Source organism: Kurthia sp. Dielmo, from assembly GCF_000307285.2.
Lineage (GTDB): Bacteria > Bacillota > Bacilli > Bacillales_A > Planococcaceae > Kurthia > Kurthia populi.
The window spans coordinates 454,460-472,620 of record NZ_HE578957.1 but is presented as its reverse complement, the minus strand read 5'-3'; the positions used below and the strand labels follow the sequence as shown (position 1 = coordinate 472,620).

Annotated in this window: 24 protein-coding genes; 23 read left to right on the top strand and 1 reads right to left on the bottom strand. The window is 37.1% G+C overall.

Annotated features, from left to right (window positions below; genetic code table 11):
• Positions 1-94 precede the first annotated feature (94 nt).
• The 16 genes from alaS to mtnN all read left to right on the top strand — a co-directional run bounded on the left by alaS (position 95) and on the right by mtnN (position 12,699).
• Positions 95-2,755, top strand: a complete 2,661-nt coding sequence (gene alaS, locus KTHG_RS07265) for an alanine--tRNA ligase (protein ID WP_139992468.1) — start codon at positions 95-97, stop codon at positions 2,753-2,755.
• 66 nt (positions 2,756-2,821) lie between these two features.
• On the top strand, positions 2,822-3,091 hold the full coding sequence (locus KTHG_RS07260; RefSeq protein WP_126991117.1) for an IreB family regulatory phosphoprotein: 270 nt from the start codon (positions 2,822-2,824) through the stop codon (positions 3,089-3,091).
• Positions 3,091-3,510: a Holliday junction resolvase RuvX gene (gene ruvX, locus KTHG_RS07255; RefSeq protein WP_139992466.1), complete on the top strand. Its 420-nt coding sequence runs from the start codon at positions 3,091-3,093 to the stop codon at positions 3,508-3,510. Before KTHG_RS07260 ends, ruvX begins: the two co-directional genes overlap by 1 nt.
• 11 nt (positions 3,511-3,521) lie before the next feature.
• The gene (locus KTHG_RS07250) at positions 3,522-3,803 is read left to right on the top strand and encodes a DUF1292 domain-containing protein (protein ID WP_126991119.1); all 282 of its coding nucleotides are present in this window, start codon (positions 3,522-3,524) and stop codon (positions 3,801-3,803) included.
• Positions 3,804-3,815: 12 nt separating this feature from the next.
• Positions 3,816-4,142, top strand: a complete 327-nt coding sequence (locus tag KTHG_RS07245) for a DUF1292 domain-containing protein (RefSeq protein ID WP_126991120.1) — start codon at positions 3,816-3,818, stop codon at positions 4,140-4,142.
• A gap of 14 nt (positions 4,143-4,156) precedes the next feature.
• Positions 4,157-4,708 (top strand): DUF1292 domain-containing protein, encoded by a 552-nt coding sequence (locus tag KTHG_RS07240; protein ID WP_139992463.1) that lies wholly within the window; start codon positions 4,157-4,159, stop codon positions 4,706-4,708.
• A 12-nt stretch (positions 4,709-4,720) separates the two neighbouring features.
• Complete coding sequence (locus KTHG_RS07235; protein ID WP_255512407.1) at positions 4,721-5,239, top strand: DUF1292 domain-containing protein; 519 nt, start codon at positions 4,721-4,723, stop codon at positions 5,237-5,239.
• A gap of 14 nt (positions 5,240-5,253) precedes the next feature.
• Positions 5,254-5,541, top strand: a complete 288-nt coding sequence (locus tag KTHG_RS07230) for a DUF1292 domain-containing protein (RefSeq protein ID WP_139992459.1) — start codon at positions 5,254-5,256, stop codon at positions 5,539-5,541.
• Positions 5,542-5,634: 93 nt separating this feature from the next.
• Positions 5,635-6,750, top strand: a complete 1,116-nt coding sequence (mltG, locus tag KTHG_RS07225; protein WP_186439520.1) for an endolytic transglycosylase MltG — start codon at positions 5,635-5,637, stop codon at positions 6,748-6,750.
• Between the two features lie 137 nt (positions 6,751-6,887).
• Complete coding sequence (locus tag KTHG_RS07220) at positions 6,888-7,520, top strand: O-methyltransferase (RefSeq protein ID WP_126991125.1); 633 nt, start codon at positions 6,888-6,890, stop codon at positions 7,518-7,520.
• A gap of 14 nt (positions 7,521-7,534) precedes the next feature.
• Positions 7,535-8,464, top strand: coding sequence for a peptidase U32 family protein (locus tag KTHG_RS07215; protein WP_139992454.1), 930 nt, complete (start codon positions 7,535-7,537; stop codon positions 8,462-8,464).
• A gap of 16 nt (positions 8,465-8,480) precedes the next feature.
• Positions 8,481-9,758, top strand: coding sequence for a peptidase U32 family protein (locus KTHG_RS07210; protein WP_126991127.1), 1,278 nt, complete (start codon positions 8,481-8,483; stop codon positions 9,756-9,758).
• The gene (gene udk / locus KTHG_RS07205; RefSeq protein WP_126991128.1) at positions 9,759-10,397 is read left to right on the top strand and encodes a uridine kinase; all 639 of its coding nucleotides are present in this window, start codon (positions 9,759-9,761) and stop codon (positions 10,395-10,397) included.
• A 250-nt stretch (positions 10,398-10,647) separates the two neighbouring features.
• Complete coding sequence (gene greA / locus KTHG_RS07200) at positions 10,648-11,121, top strand: transcription elongation factor GreA (protein ID WP_126991129.1); 474 nt, start codon at positions 10,648-10,650, stop codon at positions 11,119-11,121.
• 136 nt (positions 11,122-11,257) lie between these two features.
• Positions 11,258-11,917 carry a DUF1510 family protein gene (locus KTHG_RS07195; RefSeq protein WP_255512406.1) on the top strand — a complete coding sequence of 220 codons (660 nt, stop codon included), beginning with the start codon at positions 11,258-11,260 and terminating at the stop codon, positions 11,915-11,917.
• Between the two features lie 89 nt (positions 11,918-12,006).
• The gene (gene mtnN, locus KTHG_RS07190) at positions 12,007-12,699 is read left to right on the top strand and encodes a 5'-methylthioadenosine/S-adenosylhomocysteine nucleosidase (protein ID WP_139992450.1); all 693 of its coding nucleotides are present in this window, start codon (positions 12,007-12,009) and stop codon (positions 12,697-12,699) included.
• Positions 12,700-12,788: 89 nt separating this feature from the next.
• On the opposite strand, the gene pssA is transcribed toward mtnN, so the two are convergent.
• Positions 12,789-13,328 carry a CDP-diacylglycerol--serine O-phosphatidyltransferase gene (pssA, locus tag KTHG_RS07185; protein ID WP_126991132.1) on the bottom strand — a complete coding sequence of 180 codons (540 nt, stop codon included), beginning with the start codon at positions 13,326-13,328 and terminating at the stop codon, positions 12,789-12,791.
• A gap of 82 nt (positions 13,329-13,410) precedes the next feature.
• Here pssA and KTHG_RS07180 point away from each other — a divergent pair, with 82 nt between their 5' ends.
• The 7 genes from KTHG_RS07180 to yqeK are packed head-to-tail and all read left to right on the top strand — an operon-like array spanning position 13,411 to position 18,160.
• A complete protein-coding gene (locus KTHG_RS07180; protein ID WP_139992448.1) occupies positions 13,411-14,187 on the top strand; it encodes a phosphatidylserine decarboxylase in 777 nt (258 codons plus the stop codon).
• Positions 14,188-14,240: 53 nt separating this feature from the next.
• Complete coding sequence (locus KTHG_RS07175) at positions 14,241-14,759, top strand: YqeG family HAD IIIA-type phosphatase (protein WP_029499261.1); 519 nt, start codon at positions 14,241-14,243, stop codon at positions 14,757-14,759.
• Positions 14,760-14,762: 3 nt separating this feature from the next.
• A complete protein-coding gene (gene yqeH / locus KTHG_RS07170; RefSeq protein ID WP_139992446.1) occupies positions 14,763-15,866 on the top strand; it encodes a ribosome biogenesis GTPase YqeH in 1,104 nt (367 codons plus the stop codon).
• A gap of 11 nt (positions 15,867-15,877) precedes the next feature.
• Positions 15,878-16,714 (top strand): shikimate dehydrogenase, encoded by an 837-nt coding sequence (aroE, locus tag KTHG_RS07165; protein WP_126991135.1) that lies wholly within the window; start codon positions 15,878-15,880, stop codon positions 16,712-16,714.
• Complete coding sequence (yhbY, locus tag KTHG_RS07160; RefSeq protein ID WP_126991136.1) at positions 16,715-17,017, top strand: ribosome assembly RNA-binding protein YhbY; 303 nt, start codon at positions 16,715-16,717, stop codon at positions 17,015-17,017.
• A gap of 11 nt (positions 17,018-17,028) precedes the next feature.
• Positions 17,029-17,601 carry a nicotinate-nucleotide adenylyltransferase gene (locus tag KTHG_RS07155; RefSeq protein WP_139992444.1) on the top strand — a complete coding sequence of 191 codons (573 nt, stop codon included), beginning with the start codon at positions 17,029-17,031 and terminating at the stop codon, positions 17,599-17,601.
• Complete coding sequence (gene yqeK, locus KTHG_RS07150; protein ID WP_126991138.1) at positions 17,588-18,160, top strand: bis(5'-nucleosyl)-tetraphosphatase (symmetrical) YqeK; 573 nt, start codon at positions 17,588-17,590, stop codon at positions 18,158-18,160. Before KTHG_RS07155 ends, yqeK begins: the two co-directional genes overlap by 14 nt.
• The last annotated feature ends 1 nt before the right edge of the window (position 18,161 follow it).

Sequence of the window (18,161 nt, the reverse complement as noted above, 5' to 3'; positions counted from 1 at the left end):
ACGTTCCAATAGTTCTCGTCCCTTTCTAGGGATGGGGACTTTTTATTTTGTGCTTGCCCATCGCAATCATCATTATCTAGGAGGAATATATACAATGAAAGCATCAGAAATTCGCCGTAAATATATCGAATTTTTCGTAGAGAAAAATCACAAACAAGAGCCAAGTATGCCGCTTGTTCCAATCAATGATAACTCGTTACTATGGATTAACTCAGGTGTTGCTACATTAAAAAAATATTTTGATGGCTCGGTTATCCCAGATAATCCACGTATTACAAATGCACAAAAAGCCATCCGTACAAATGATATTGAAAACGTTGGTAAAACAGCACGTCACCATACATTCTTTGAAATGCTAGGAAACTTTTCAATTGGCGATTATTTCAAAAAAGAAGCGATTCACTATGCATGGGAATTCTTAACAGATCCAAAATGGATGGGCTTTGATGGTGAAAAATTATCAATTACAATCCACCCTGAAGATGTAGAAGCTTATAACATTTGGAAAGATGAAATTGGTATTCCTGAAGAACGATTAATTCGTCTTGAAGGAAACTTCTGGGATATTGGCGAAGGTCCTTCAGGTCCAAACTCTGAAATCTTCTATGATCGTGGTGAAGAATATGGTAATGACCCAACAGATCCAGAATTATATACAGGTGGCGAAAACGAACGTTACCTTGAAATTTGGAACTTAGTATTCTCTCAATTCAACCATAATCCAGATGGCACATACACACCACTTCCAAAACAAAATATTGATACTGGTATGGGACTAGAACGTATGGCATCTGTTGTACAAGATGTTCCAACAAACTACGATACAGATTTATTCATGCCTATTATTGAAAAAATCGAGCAGTTTGCAAATCGTAAATACAAACGTCCTGGTGAAGTAGATTTATCAGAAATCTTCGGTTCTGAAGAAGATATCAATACACCATTTAAAGTTATTGCAGACCATATTCGTACTGTTGCATTTGCAATTGGTGATGGCGCGCTTCCATCAAATGAAGGTCGCGGATATGTATTACGTCGTTTATTACGTCGTGCAGTACGTTATGCAAAACAAATCGGTATTGAAAAACCATTTATGTTTGAATTAGTACCAACAGTTGGGGAAGTAATGAAAGATTTCTACCCAGAAGTAGATGAAAAAGAAGCATTTATCATGAAAGTCGTGAAAAATGAAGAAATCCGTTTCCACGAAACGTTAGATGGTGGTCTTTCTATTTTCAATGAAGTAGTAGAAGCACAAAAAGCTAAAGGTGAAACATTTATCCCTGGTGCTGACGCATTCCGTTTATATGACACATATGGCTTCCCTGTAGAATTAACAGAAGAGTATGCAGCTGAAGTGGATATGACAGTTGATGCAGCAGGCTTTGAAAAAGAAATGGAAGCACAACGTGAACGCGCACGCGCAGCACGTCAAGATGTTGATTCAATGCATGTACAATCAGAAGTGTTAGCAAACTTAACGCAAGCATCTGAATTTGTTGGATATGACACATTAGATGTAGATACACAAGTTGTTGCAATGATTGCTGGAGGCCAAGAAGTATCAGTAGCATCTGAAGGTGACGAAGTGTTAGTTATTCTATCTCAAACACCATTCTATGCTGAAATGGGTGGTCAAGTAGCCGATAGTGGTACGATTTCAAACGAAGCATTCACAGCAACTGTAAAAGATGTACAAAAAGCACCAAATGGTCAACCATTACACACAATCATCGTAGAAAGTGGCGAATTAGCATTAAATGCAGATGTTCATGCAACTGTAAATCGTGAAGCACGTAATTTAATCGTGAAAAACCATACAGCAACACACTTAATGCAATCTGCGCTTAAACATGTATTAGGCGACCACGTTAACCAAGCAGGTTCTTATGTAGGTCCAGACCGTCTACGCTTTGACTTCTCTCACTTCGGTGCTGTAACAAAAGAAGAATTAGAACAAATTGAATTAGAAGTGAATGAAAAGATTTGGGACGATATCGAAGTAATCATTCAAGAAATGCCAATCGACGCTGCAAAAGCAATGGGCGCAATGGCGTTATTCGGTGAAAAATACGGTGACGTTGTACGCGTTGTTCAAGTATCAGATTACTCAATCGAACTTTGTGGTGGTATTCATGTAAAACGTTCATCTGAAATTGGTTTATTCAAAATCGTTTCTGAAGGCGGAATTGGCGCTGGCACTCGACGTATTGAGGCAGTAACAGGTAAAGAAGCTTATAAAGCAGTAAAAGAAGAACAACATGTACTTGAAGCAACAGCAGCATTAGTAAAAGCAAATCCAAAAGATTTAACAATGCGCATTGAAAATTTACAACACGAATTAAAAGAACAACAACGTGAAAATGAATCATTATCTGCAAAAATGGCTGCAGCACAAGCTGGTGACATTTTAAATAATGCGCAAGAAATTAATGGTGTAACGGTTCTTGCAACACGCGTTGAAGCAAAAGACAATGGTCAACTTCGTCAATTAATGGATGACTTAAAAGCGAAAATGAACAATGCAGTTATCGTTCTTGGTGCAGTAGCAGATGACAAAGTTATGCTTTGTGCAGGTGTAACAAAGGATATCGCGGGTAAAGATTACCATGCAGGCAATATCGTGAAATCTGTAGCAGAGCAATGTGGCGGTAAAGGTGGCGGTCGCCCAGATATGGCGATGGCTGGTGCGAAAGACGCTTCGAAACTTGATACCGCATTACAATCTGTATACGAAACAGTTAAATCAGTTTAAAACCATCATTAATTCCGTTATACTCTAGGTATATGGTTTCTAATGAATCTGAGAGGGGTGCATTGCATGAGTAAGTTCGATCAAACGATGAAATTTAATTTCCCGGAAGAATCTATGGAACAGGAAGTAAAGGAAACAGTGCTTTCTGTACATGCGGCACTAGAAGAAAAAGGCTACAATCCGGTCAATCAAATTGTTGGATATTTATTATCTGGCGATCCGGCCTATATCCCACGTCATCAAGATGCACGTGCAAAAATGCGTAAACTTGAGCGTGATGAGATTGTTGAAGAATTAGTAAAGTTTTATATCAAAAAGAATAACGAGGCAAAATAATGCGAGCAATGGGTTTAGACGTCGGTACAAAAACAGTTGGTGTTGCAGTAAGTGACGCACTAGGCTGGACAGCACAAGGTATCGAAACAATTAAAATTAATGAAGAAAATGGCGAATTTGGATTGGCACGTGTTGGCGAATTAGTCAAAGAATACCGGGTAACAGAATTTGTTGTTGGCTTCCCAAAAAACATGAATAATACAGTAGGTCCACGCGGTGAAGCATCAATCGCATATAAAGAAAAATTAGAAGAAGAATTTTCTCTTCCAGTAACTTTATGGGATGAACGCTTAACAACAATGGCTGCAGAACGCGTGTTAATTGAAGCAGATGTACGTCGGAAAAATCGTAAAAAAGTAATCGATAAAATGGCAGCTGTAATGATTTTACAAGGCTATTTAGATCGCAAATCATTTTAGAGGTGACAAACATGGAAGAAAATCAAACATTTATTATTGTTGACGAAGAAGGCGCAGAACATCAAGCCGTAATTGTCTACAAAATCGAACCATCAGATGAAGGCAATAAATTCGGCAAATCATATATCTTTTATTATGTAGAAGATGAATCAGATGAAGAAGATGTACGCGTATACGTAGCGTCAATCGACGAAAATGCTGAAGATGGCGAACTAGGCGATATCGAAACACCAGAAGAACAAGAATATATTGAAGATATCTTCAACAACCTAGAAGAAAATACAGAAGCATAGGAGACTACGAACGTGAGCGAAGAATTAAACAATGAAAACGTTGTAGCACAAGACATCGAAGCGCAAGAAGATCCATTTAAAGTCATTACATTAGTAGATGAAGATGGCAATGAAAATCTATACGAACAACTTTCTGTTATTACAAAAGAAGCAAAAGGTAATCGCTTTGGTAAACGCTTCGCATTATATGCGGCTGTCGGTTACGAAGAAGATGAAACAGGAAAAACAGATATTATTCCAGTAATTTTAACGGACGATGGGGAACTTGATTTAATTGAAAATACTTCTGAATGGAAGTTTATTGAATCAATTATTGAAGAGCAATCGAAACAATCATAAAAGGCGGCAAAAACATGAGCGAATTAGAACGTTTATATATCCAGAATGATGAGGATAAAGAAATTGAATTAGTCGTTGTGAAGCGCTTTGAAGCAAATGATAAAAAATACATTATCTTTTATGCGACAAATGATGAAGCAGTTGGCAATGAAATCCAAGCTGCAACACTAGTACCGACAGAAATGGGCGGCGAAGCGTTCGGTGAAATTGAAACGCAAGAAGAAATGGATTTAATCAATGATATGTTAAATGATTTGGTTGAATCAGGTGACTTTAAACCTGAAGAAGGCCAGGGTCACGACCATGACCACAATCATGAAGAACATGACCATGAACATTTAGTAGCAGAAGATGACGAGGGAAATGAAATCGTTTTTGCAATCGAACGTCGTCTTGAAATCGATGGTAAAAACTACATCGTTTATTATGACGAAAATGAAGCGCAACCTGTTATGCAGGCTGCTGAACTTGTAGATACTGAAAACGGTCAAGAATTATTCCCGATTGACAGTGAAGAAGAATGGACGTTAATTGACGAAGCATTACACAATACAGATAACGAATAGGGGATGTCACAGATGGCAGAGCACAACCATGAACATTTAGTAGCAGTAGATGAAAACGGAAACGAAATCGTTTTCGCAGTTATCGAACGCTTTGAAGCAAACGATAAAAACTTTATCTTATTTGCAGAAGAAAAAGAAGGCGGCTCTGAAGTTCAAGCAGCGGTTATCGTTGTGGATGCGGAAGGTAACGAAGATTTACAACCAATCGAATCGCCAGAAGATCAAGCGGCAGTAGCAGAAGTGCTAGAACGTTTATCAAATGGTGTCGATGAAGAAGTATCAGCTGAACATATCGTAGCAGTAGATGATAATGGTAACGAAATTAAATTTGTTGTTATCGCACGTTTCACTGTTGGCGAAAAAACATATGTTGCATTCGTTGAAGAAGAGGTAGAAGAACCTGAACTTCAAGTAGCAATCATCACAGAAAATGAAGCTGGCGAACAAGGATTAGCACCTATCGAATCTGATGAAGAGTTTGAAAAAGTCCAAGAAATCTTAACTGAAATCTTATCTGGTCACGAAGACTAAGAGGAGCGTTATAAATGGCACAAGACTTTCATGGCCTAACATTCGTTGAATACGATGAAGACGGCGACGAAACAGTTTACAAAATTTTATCTCGTGTTGAACCAACAAATAGTGAAAAAACGTATTTAATTTTCTGTGAAGATACAGATGATGAAACGGCAGAAATATTTATTGAAGCAGCAGAAGTATTACCAGCAGATGATGGTGGCGAAGCACTTTTTGAGATTGAATCAGAAGAAGAATGGGAAATGCTTGAAGAAGTTATTAATACCATTATGAGTTTAGACGATTCAGCAAACTAATTATAAAAATGAGGCATCGTTTTGTTGCCTCATTTTTTTGTGCAATCGAACAGAACCATGTATAATGAAATGTGGAAAAAAGGAGGGCATGTTGTGGATTCTCAATCGTCTGAAAAACAACTGGAAAAATTAAAACAACGTCAAAGCGAGCAAAAAATTGTGAAAAAAATCGTATTAATTACAACCGCAATTATTATCGCGCTCGTATTAATTGTCGGTGTAGGTGGATATTTCTACGTACAAGGTGCATTAAAACCTGTCGATAAAGACTCTGATAAAAATGTTAAAATTGAAGTACCAATTGGGTCATCAATTGATACAATCGCCGCAACATTAGAAGATAAGGGAATTATTAAGAATGCTAAAATCTTCAAATATTATACGAAATTTAATAATGGTGCAGGATTCCAAGCTGGTACTTATAAATTGTCTCCAGCAATGACAATCGAAGAAATTATTAAGAGTTTAAAAACTGGTAAGGTTTACCGAACACCAGAGTTTACATTAACCGTACCAGAAGGGCTTACAATCGATCAAATTGCTGAACGTGTTGCAAAAAATACAGATTATTCAAAAGAACAATTTATGGATTTAGTAACAAGCAAAGCATTTATTAAGAATATGAAAGAGCAATTCCCTGATACAGTAACAAAAGCAGTCAATGATAAAGATATTCGTTATGCATTAGAAGGATATTTATATCCTGCTACTTATTCATTCTATGAAAAAGAACCATCACTTGAAACAATCGCAACAGATATGGTTAAGCAAACCGATGCAATCGTCCAACAATACTTACCAACATTAAAAGAAAAGAAAATGTCGGTACATGAATTCTTAACGTTTGCATCGTTACTTGAGCGTGAAGCAACAGCAAGTACAGATCGTGAAACCATTGCAAGTGTATTTTATAATCGTATTGAAGAAGGGATGCCACTTCAAACGGACCCAACTGTATTATATGCATTAGGAAAACATAAAAATCGAGTATTATACAAAGATTTAAAAGTGAAAAATCCGTATAACACATATACAAATAAAGGGTTACCACCAGGTCCAATTGCAAATGCAGGTATTGAATCATTAAAAGCAACAATTGACCCAGCTTCAACAGAGTATGTCTATTTTGTAGCAGATTCAAATGGTAAAAATCACTTTGCTAAAACATATGCAGAACATCAAAAAAATGTAGCAAAATACATTAAATAGTATTTAGAGAAAGAGTATTGCACAATGCAATGCTCTTTTTTTACGAAGTCGTGACACAATTGTTGTACTCTCGCTTTTTAGATGCATTTATGATAGGATAAAGTGTATTTTGTATAGATGTAAGGAGAGCGTTAGACGTGAACATTTCAGATGCATACACGAACTCCTTCATTTCTGAGCGAAGTGATTTATTGCTAGAAATGGAACAGTTCGCAGAAGATAATTATGTGCCAATTATGCAATTACCGGCCATTGAAACATTGCTACAAATGTTACGCATTCAACAGCCTAAACGAATTTTAGAAGTAGGTAGTGCAATTGGCTATTCTGCTATTCGTATGGCAAGAGCAGTAAAACAGTGTAAAATTGTTACAATTGAACGTGACGAGACACGTATTGCGAATGCGAAAGGTTTTATAGCACGTTCAGAGGAAGCGGAGCGCATTGAGCTCATTGAAGGAGACGCATTAGAAGTAGATATCGCATCAAATCATGAAGCCTTTGACGCCGTCTTTATCGATGCGGCAAAAGGGCAATATCAAAAATTCTTTGATAAATATAGCCCACTTGTAAAACAAGGTGGTATTTTATATATCGACAACATGTATATGCATGGTTTGTCGGATTTAGACATGAAAGATGTACCTAGAAGAAAAAGAACAATGATTCGTAACCTACACCACTTTGCTGATTGGGTCATTCAAAACGACGATTACCAATCAACATTTTTCCCAATAGGTGATGGGTTATTAGTTTGTATTAAAAAGTAAGAGGTGACCTATCGATGAACAAACCTGAATTACTCGTAACACCAAAATCCGTTTCACATGTAGAAGCATTACTTGAAGCAGGAGCAGATGCCTTTTTAATTGGTGAAGAAAAATTTGGTTTACGTTTAGCAGGCGAATTTACATTGGAAGATGTAAAAACAATTACTACATTAGTCCATGCGGCAGGCAAGAAAGTATATGTCGCAATGAATGCGATTTTTCATAACGATCGTGTGCCACTGCTTGCACCTTATATGAAAGCTATTGATGAAATTGGTGTAGATGCCATTTATTTTGGTGATCCCGCAGTTGTTATGACAAAGCGCGAGTTAGACTCTAAAACGCCTTTACACTGGGATGCTGAGACGATTGCAACCAACTGGTTTCAAGCTAATTATTGGGGCAAACGAGGCGCTACACGTGCGTATCTTGCACGCGAGCTAGGTGTAGAAGAAATTATTGAAATTAAAGAAAATGCAGATGTAGAAATTGAAGTACAAGTACATGGAATGACTTGTATGTTCCAGTCTAAACGTCCTTTATTAGGTAATTATTTTTTATACCAAGGTAAAGCTATGGAAGTAGAAAATCGTAAAGAAGCACGTAATATGTTTTTATACGATAAAGAACGTGGCAATAAATATCCGATTTATGAAGATTATAATGGTACACATATCTACTCACCAGCAGATATGTGTATCATTGATGAGTTAGAAGAATTATTTGAAGCAAATATTGATGTGTTCCGTATTGAAGGGGTCCTTCATGAAGAAGCTTATATTGTAACGGTTGTAGAACAATACCGTAAAGCAATTGATGCATATTTCGAAAACGAAGATACTTATATCGATATGAAAGAAGAATTAGTCGAAGCGATTGAAGCAATTCAACCAGCACTACGTCCATTAGATACAGGCTTCTTCTTCAAAGAGACAGTTTACTAGGAGGGAGCAAAATACGATGGCAACAATTGAAATAAATAATCGTATTAGCGAGATTATCGACGGTAAACGCGTTATTACGAAAAAACCCGAGTTACTAGCACCTGCGGGTAACTTAGAAAAATTAAAAATTGCTGTACACTATGGCGCAGATGCTGTATTTATCGGAGGCCAAGAATTTGGCTTACGCTCAAATGCAGGTAACTTTTCAATTGATGAAATGCGCGAAGGTGTCGAATTTGCAAATAAATACGGGGCAAAGATTTACGTAACAACGAATATTTTTGCACATAATGATAATATGGATGGCCTAGAAGACTATTTAATGGCTATTGAGGGAACAGGTGTAACAGGCATTATTGTAGCGGATCCACTTATCATTGAAACATGCCGTGAAGTGGCGCCAAAACTTGAAATCCACTTGTCAACTCAGCAATCATTGTCAAACTGGAAAGCCGTACAATATTGGAAAGATGAAGGTCTAAACCGTGTTGTATTAGCACGTGAAACAGGAGCAGAAGAAATCAAATTAATGAAAGAAAATGTGGATATTGAAATCGAATCATTTGTTCATGGTGCAATGTGTATCGCTTATTCAGGACGCTGCGTGCTTTCAAACCACATGACAGCTCGAGATTCAAATCGTGGTGGCTGTTGTCAATCATGCCGCTGGGATTATGATTTATATGCTGTTGAAGACGGTGAAGAAAAACCATTATTTGAACAAGGCGATGAAGCATTTGCAATGAGTCCAAAAGACTTAAACTTAATTGAATCCATTCCTAAAATCATTGAATTAGGGATTGATTCGATGAAAGTAGAAGGTCGTATGAAATCAATTCACTATATTGCAACAGTTGTTACGGTTTACCGTAAAGTAATGGATGCGTACTGTGCAGACCCTGAAAACTTTGTTGTCAAAAAAGAATGGATAGAAGAACTTGCAAAATGTGCAAATCGTGAAACGGATTCTTCATTCTTTGAAGGCGAGCCAGGTTTTGAACAACAAATGTTTGGTACTCATAGCAAACAAACTACATACGACTTCTGTGGTATGGTATTAGACTATGATGAAGAAACACAAATGATTACATTGCAACAACGTAACTACTTCAAACCAGGTGATGAAGTAGAGTTTTTCGGACCAAATATTGAAAACTTCCGCGTTGTTGTAGAAGAAATTTTTGACGAAAAAGGCAACTCATTAGATGCTGCTCGTCACCCACTAGAAATTGTACGCTTTAAATGCCCACACAAAGTAAACTCATATGATATGATGCGTAAGGAGATGCGATAGATGACAAAAAGTCGCCCAGTTGTAATTGGTATTGCGGGAGGTTCAGGCTCAGGTAAGACGAGTGTTACACATGCTATTTTAGATGTGTTTAAAGACCGTTCTGTCGTTGTAATTGAACAAGATTATTACTATAAAGATCAAAGTCATTTAGAATTTGAACAACGTTTAGAAACAAACTATGATCACCCAGATGCATTTGATAATGCATTATTAGCTCAAGACATTAAAAAACTATTAAATCGTGAATCAATTGAAAAACCTGTGTATGATTATGCTTTACACACACGTTCAAAAGAAACCGTACACATTGAACCACAAGACGTTATTATTATCGAAGGGATTCTAGTGTTAGCAGATGAAAATTTACGTGATTTAATGGATATGAAATTATTCGTCGATACAGATGCAGATTTACGTATTATTCGTCGTATTTTACGAGACATTAATGAACGTGGACGCTCAATGGATTCAGTTATTGATCAATATTTAAGCGTTGTCCGTCCAATGCATAATCAATTTATCGAACCAACGAAGCGCTCAGCAGATATTATCATTCCTGAAGGCGGCGAAAATAAGGTCGCAATTGATTTAATGGTTACAAAAATTAAAACAATTCTTGAATCTAACAACATAGTGTAATATTATGGATAGTGAGAATTTGTCTTTTAGCTGGTAGCTTTTGCTATTTGCGACTTCAAACTAACTAATAACTATGTCGCTTACTACATTTTAGTAAGCGACATAGTATTTTTATTACTTGCCGATATGGGAGGAATAGAAATCTCGTTTAACCTTACGAACTACTGGGGATAGCTTAGTCAATAAGAGCAATCATGTTCTGTTCCTAAGAAATGGTTCAATACTGTACAGTAATTAAGGAGTGACTACCATGTCAGCAGAAAAACAATACCCAATGACTGCAGAGGGTAAAGCAAAATTAGAAAAAGAATTAGAAGATTTAATTACCGTAAAACGTCCAGAAGTTGTAGAACGTATTAAAATCGCTCGCGGCTATGGTGACCTTTCAGAGAACTCTGAGTATGATGCAGCGAAAGACGAACAAGGTTTTGTTGAAGGCCGTATTAAATTAGTTGAAACAATGATTCGTAATGCGGTTATTATTGAAGAAACTGCAGACGGTTCAGACGTATGTACAATTGGTCGTACGGTTACATTTCAAGAGGAAGATGATGAACCAGAGACATATCAAATCGTTGGCTCTGCAGAAGCTGATCCATTTGAAGGTCGTATTTCAAATGATTCGCCAATCGCAAAAGGCTTAATCGGTCATAAAGTTGGCGAAACAGTAAAAATCGTTACTCCTGGTGGCGAATTTAACGTTAAAATTATTGAAGTAAAATAATTAACTTCTAAAATAAAAAGCGGCAGGAAAATTCCTGTCGCTTTTATTTTGTTAGCAAAATGTAGCGTTATTGTAATATATGTAGAGCGCACGATTTATATAAAATATGCTATGATGTGTTTATGAGGTGATGATATTGGATCAACAACCACCACAACAAAGACGTCGACGATATAACCCAACGCCGGAACCAAATAAAAAATCCGATAAATTATTAAATATCGCGATTGCTGTTGTTAGTATTTTAATTGTAATCGTTGGCTATTTTGTTCTTACATATGATGGTTCTAATCAAAAAGCAGTTGATGAACCAAAAAATGAACAAAAAGCGACAGATTCAAGTGCTACAAATGCACAAAAAGCCAAAGAGCAAGCGAAAGAAGAAAAAGCCAAGCAACGTGAAGAAGATTTGAAAAAAGATATTACAGAACGTTCTACTGTAACTCAAAGCGAATCAAGCGACAGTAATGTAGAAATGACGATTGTAGATTCAGCTTGGAAAGTAACGAAAACTGAGCAAACAGAAAATATTGGTGAAGGCCACATTTCTGCTTATGATGGGACATCGCTTGACTGGCAAGAAAAAGTGAAAACATTTGCAACTGTAACAAATATTCCAGAAGAAACGATGAAAATTATTCGTGTGAAAAATGGTGGCGCAAATAATCGTACAATCGGAATTGTCACTTCTGAAGACGGTTTGAAAAAATATCGTGTGACGGTACAGTGGATTGCAGATAAAGGATGGAAAGCTGAACAAATCGATGTCTTAAAAACATTGGATGGCACATATTAAAACATAAAAAAATCCTGTAGTTCTTGACGACTACAGGATTTTTTGTATATCGTATAGAAGATAGAATTTGAAAGGTGGAACCACTTATTATGAAAATCGCAGTAATCGGCGCAATGGAAGAGGAAGTAGAACTTTTACGCGCAACGTTAGAAAACACAACAACAGAAACAATCGCAAATAGCGAATATACACAAGGCACCTATAAAGATAAAGATGTTATTTTATTAAAATCAGGTATTGGCAAAGTGAATGCGGCAATGTCGACAACGATTTTACTTGAAAAATATCAACCAGATGTGGTCATCAATACAGGATCAGCAGGCGGCTATGATGAAAATCTTGATGTGGGTGCTATCGTCATTTCGGATGAAGTACGTCATCATGACGTAGATGCAACTATTTTTGGCTATGAAATGGGTCAAGTACCACAAATGCCTGTAGGCTTTAAAGCAGATGCTCGTTTAATGGAAGTTGCAGAGCAGGCCGTAGCAGAAGTTGGAGAACACCAATCAGCCACAGGATTAATTACAACAGGGGATTCATTTATGAATGACCCTGTACGCGTTGAAACAGTACGTAACTACTTCCCAACAATGAAAGCTGTTGAAATGGAAGCGGCAGCAGTTGCGCAAGTATGCTATCAATTCGCAACACCATTTGTTGTTATTCGTGCATTGTCAGATATTGCAGGGAAACAATCAGATATTAGCTTTGATGAATTTTTAACGATTGCTGCAAAACATTCAACACAAGTTGTATTAAAAGCAATAGAAAAAATGTAATTTAAAAAGGAAAGAATCGCGATTGTGCGATTCTTTTTTTTATGTAAAAAAGCACGATGGATTTATCCATCGTGCTTACATTTTGTCCACTATATTTTTTTTAGCTGAAAATTTGCAACCATTGTATAAGATAGTACAAGGAAAATAACCAAGTAAACTCCTGGATTGATAAATGGTGCAATCAAGAATGAAGCGGTTAAAATAACACCTGCTGCAGTAATAGGTAATCCCGTGAAACAACCATTTGCTTCAGTGACATTGAAGCGCGCAAGACGAAATGCGCCGCATACAATATATAATACGGCTGCAATCATACCTACAGGACCTAGTTGGAATAATACATATGAATATAATAATAAGGCCGGAGCGACACCGAATGAGATAATATCACTCATTGAGTCAAGTTGTTTACCAAGTTCAGATTCTTGGTTGAATTTTCGAGCGATTTTCCCATCGTAGCGGTCCAACAGCGCTGCAATGAAAATATAAAGGACGGCATGACTATAGGCTTCGTTAAACGTTGCCATAATCGAGGCACCACCGAATGAAATATTACATAAAGTAACAATATTCGCTAGTTGTGACTTTACTTTTTTTATAGTCTCATCGACTCTTTGGAGTAAAAACATAAATTATGCTCCTTTATTTTCTTATAGCTTTATTATACTGTTAGTTAAGAAACCAAACAGATAACAAGGGAGTTTAAACTAGATGCTTAAAGAAAAAGTATACCGCACTATGATCGAACTAACAAATAACAAAATAACATCAAAAATGCTTCAACATATAATGACGAGCCGTATTAGCAAAAGTTTCATTCCATCATATAAACAATTCTACAGAATTGATATAACAGAAGTTTCAAAAGAATTAGATGAATTTCCAACTTTACAAACATTTTTCACAAGAAAATTAATGACAGAAGCACGCCCAATTGCCTCAAATGAAATTGTTAGCCCAGTAGATGCAAAAATCGAATCTTTTGGAAATATTACAGTACAGCAAAAATTTAGGGTGAAAGGGAAAAATTATTCTCTTCAAGATTTATTAGGGAAAGAAGAACATGCGAAACGCTATGAAGAGGGGCAATTTATTGTCTTTTATTTAAGTCCAGCAGATTATCATCGTATACATAGTCCGTTAGATGCGACCGTACTTCGTCAGTATGTGCTTGGTAATCATTCTTATCCAGTGAATCAATTAGGTTTAACATATGGAAAGCAACCGCTATCGCATAATTATCGACTTGTTACGGAATTAAGCGCGACATGTGGAAACGCTGCATTTATTAAAGTGGGTGCAATGTTTGTTAATTCAATTAAACTGACAAATACGACAGAGCAATGGACAAAGGGCGAAGAAGTTGGTTATTTTGAATTTGGTTCGACAGTGATTATGCTATTTGAAAAAGATTGTGTAACATTCTTAAATAATGTTCAAAGGAACGCATCAATCCGAGTGGGTGAAGCGTTTGCGGATGTGTTATAATCGTTTAAGTAACTTGTTGCACAATGAATAATCGAAAAATGAGGGAAATAGTTTTGTATAAACGTTTTATGCCAAGAGAGTTTGTTGATTCTGTCTATGACGTGACACCTGAGAAATTACATGCTTTAGGAATTAGAGGGATTATTACAGACCTTGATAATACATTAGTAGAATGGGACCGCGCAGATGCCACGCCAGAATTAATGGCTTGGCTAAAGCTTATTCGTGATTCAGGCATTCAAGTGGTCATTGTGTCAAACAATAAAGAGGCACGTGTGAAGCATTTTGCAGCACCACTTGATTTACCGTACATTTTCCAAGCTAGAAAACCATTAACAAATGCTTTTCAGCGTGGTTTACAATTGATGAATCTACCATCACACCAAGTGTTGATGCTAGGAGACCAGATGATGACGGATATGCTTGGTGCGAATGCACTTCATCTGCATACAATTTTAGTGAAACCTGTCGCTCAATCAGACGGCCTTGTTACAAAATTAAACCGTCGCCTTGAACGTCGCGTATTTAATTATTTACGCAAAAAAGGTATTGAAACTTGGAGGGAAAAATAAATTATGAACGAAATGCCACACTGCATTGGTTGCGGCACGCAAATCCAAACGGAAGATTCAAAAGCACCTGGTTTTGCACCAGCATCTGCTTTAGAAAAAGAAGAAATTATTTGCAAACGATGCTTCCGTTTAAAAAATTATAATGAATTACAACCAGTCGCATTAACAGATGATGACTTCTTACGTATTTTAAATGGCCTTGGTACACAAAAAGGATTGATTGTGAAAATTGTAGATATCTTCGACTTTAACGGAAGTTGGTTGCCAGGCTTACACCGTTTTGTAGGGAATAATCCGGTACTCTTAATCGCGAATAAAGTCGATTTATTACCAAAATCAATTAATCCTAAAAAAGTTGTTAACTGGCTTCGTCAAGAAGCAAAACAACTTGGTTTAAAACCAATTGATGTCTTACTCGTATCTGCTCACAAAGGGACAGGCATTGAAGAAGCAATGACAAAAATTGAAGAATATCGTCGCGGTGAAGATGTCTATGTAGTTGGCTGTACGAATGTAGGAAAATCAACATTCATTAACCGTATTATCAAACAAGCAACTGGACAAGGAGATATTATTACAACATCATACTTCCCAGGTACAACACTTGATATGATTGAAATCCCATTAGATGATAAAAAAGCAATTTTTGATACACCTGGGATTATTAATCATCACCAAATGGCACACTATATTGATCCGTCAGAGTTAAAATATATTATGCCGAAGAAAGAAATTAAACCGAAAACATTCCAATTAAATGCAGAACAAACGTTATTTATTGGCGCGTTAGCACGTTTTGATTTTATTCAAGGAATGCGTTCAAACTTTACTGTGCACATTGCGAATGACTTAAACATTCACCGTACGAAGTTAGAAAATGCAGATGAACTTTATGCAACACATAAAGGGGGGCTTCTTGCGCCACCAACGAAAGAGTTTATCGAGCAATTACCAGAACTAGTGCGTCATGAATTTTCAATCAAAGAAGGAAAAACAGATATCGTATTTTCTGGTCTTGGTTGGATTACAATTCAAAATCCAGATGTTGTCATTGCAGCACATGCACCAGCTGGCGTAGAAGTAATGGTTCGTCCGTCACTTATTTAGGGGGAATTAATGTGAAAAAATGGTATGCAGTCATTGGGAATCCGATAGAACATTCACTGTCACCACTTATGCATAATACGTGGATGACAGTGGAAGAACGTGATGCGGCGTATTTACCGCTACATGTACTACCGGAAAATTTAGAGCAGGCATTTACAGGGATGAAAGTTTTAGGCATTAGTGGTTTTAATATTACGATTCCACATAAGGAAACGATTCTTCCACTATTAGATGAACTAGATCCATTAGCTAAGAAGATGGGGGCTGTTAATACAGTCGTTCGTCTCGAAAATGGTCAGTATAAAGGATATAATACCGATGGACTTGGCTTTGTGAAATCGTTAGAAGATGCGGTAGGTACACAGCATAAGAACAAACGTCTATTAATCATTGGTGCAGGTGGGGCTTCACGAGGAATTTGTTTTGCACTCGTACAGGAGGGCTATACAAATATTGCAATTGCTAATCGTACTGTATCGAAGGCACAAGCAATTTGTAATGAACTTGACACAAATGCAGAAGCATTGTCATTAGATGAAGCGGCAACACAACTTGGTGAATTCGATATTATCGTACAAACGACTTCTGCAGGACTTAATCATAGCGAATTTGCGCTGCCATTATCGCTCGAAAATTTATCTAAGACTGCAATTGTCGCGGATATTGTGTATAATCCATTAATGACCCCATTTTTAGCACAATCAAAAGAAAAGGGAGCCACGGTCGTGACAGGATTAGGCATGTTTATCCATCAAGGAGCACTTGCCTATAGTTACTGGACTGACGTGTATCCCAAAGCAGCCGTCGTAGAGGACGTTCTGCTCGCAAATTTAGGAGGAAACAAATAGATGTTAACAGGTAAACAAAAACGATTTTTACGTGCGGAAGCGCACCATTTAGACCCGATTTTCCAAGTAGGTAAAGGCGGCGTCAATGAAGCACAATGCGAACAAATTCGCCAAGCATTAAATGCACGCGAATTATTAAAAGTGCGTATTTTAGATAACTGCGAAGATGACAAAAAAGTTGTTGCAGCAGAATTAGTAGAAGGCACAGATGCAGAATTAGTACAATTAATCGGCTTAACAGTCGTATTATATAAACAAGCGTCAAAACGTGAAAACCGTAAAATCGAATTACCACACGCGTAAGGATGATGGTTATGAAGAAAATTGGTCTATTAGGTGGTACATTTAATCCGCCCCATATTGCTCATTTAATAATGGCAAATGAAGTCGCCGACCAGCTTGGACTTGATGAAGTGCGCTTTATGCCAAATGCTGTACCTCCACATAAAATAAAGCAAGGTGATGCGACTGCAGAAGAACGCCTCGAAATGACGAGGCTTGCGATTGCGGACAATCCCCGTTTTAAGCTTGAGCCTTTTGAAATCGAGCGCGGTGGAGTCTCGTATACATTTGAAACGATGACATTGTTAATGCAACGTGAAGCGGATGTAATGTTTTACTTTATCATTGGTGGAGATAGTATTGATGCACTTGGCACATGGTATCATATAGATGAGCTTATGAAAATTGTGCATTTTGTCGGGGTACAACGTCCTGGTTTTTTTGGCGAGACGACATATGATGTGGAGCTCGTTGAAGCACCTCTAATAGACCTTTCTTCAACGATTATTCGCGAGCGCCTACAAACGGGAAAAACCGTGCGCTATTTACTGCCAGAAGCAGTGGAACAATATATTCGAGAGGAAGGATTATATGGAACGCGTTAATTTACTTGCCGCGATGAAAGACCGTATGCCTGAGAAACGTTATATTCACACAATTGGCGTAACAGACACAGCAATGGCTCTAGCGGAGCAATTCGGACAAAATCCGAAAAAAGCGGAAATTGCAGCAATTTTACATGATTCATGTAAATATGCAGACCGCGAATGGATGAAGCAAACAATTATTGAGCAGAAAATGGATCCAACTTTATTGGTATATCATCATGAATTATGGCATGGACCAGTAGGTGCTTATGTAGCGAAACAAGAGTTTGGTGTAGAAGATGAAGATATGCTCAATGCGATTCGTTTTCATACAACAGGTCGAATAGGAATGAGCGATTTAGAAAAGATTATCTATATTGCAGACATGATTGAACCAAATCGTAAATTTCCAGACGTCGATATGTTGCGTGAAGCATCAAAATCAATGGAGTTAAATGACTTAATGATTACATGTCTTAGTCATTCCATTCAATTTTTGATGTCTAAACACCAACCTGTTTTTCCAGATTCATTTAATTGTTACAATGATTTATTGCTAACTAAGAAGGGAATTTAAC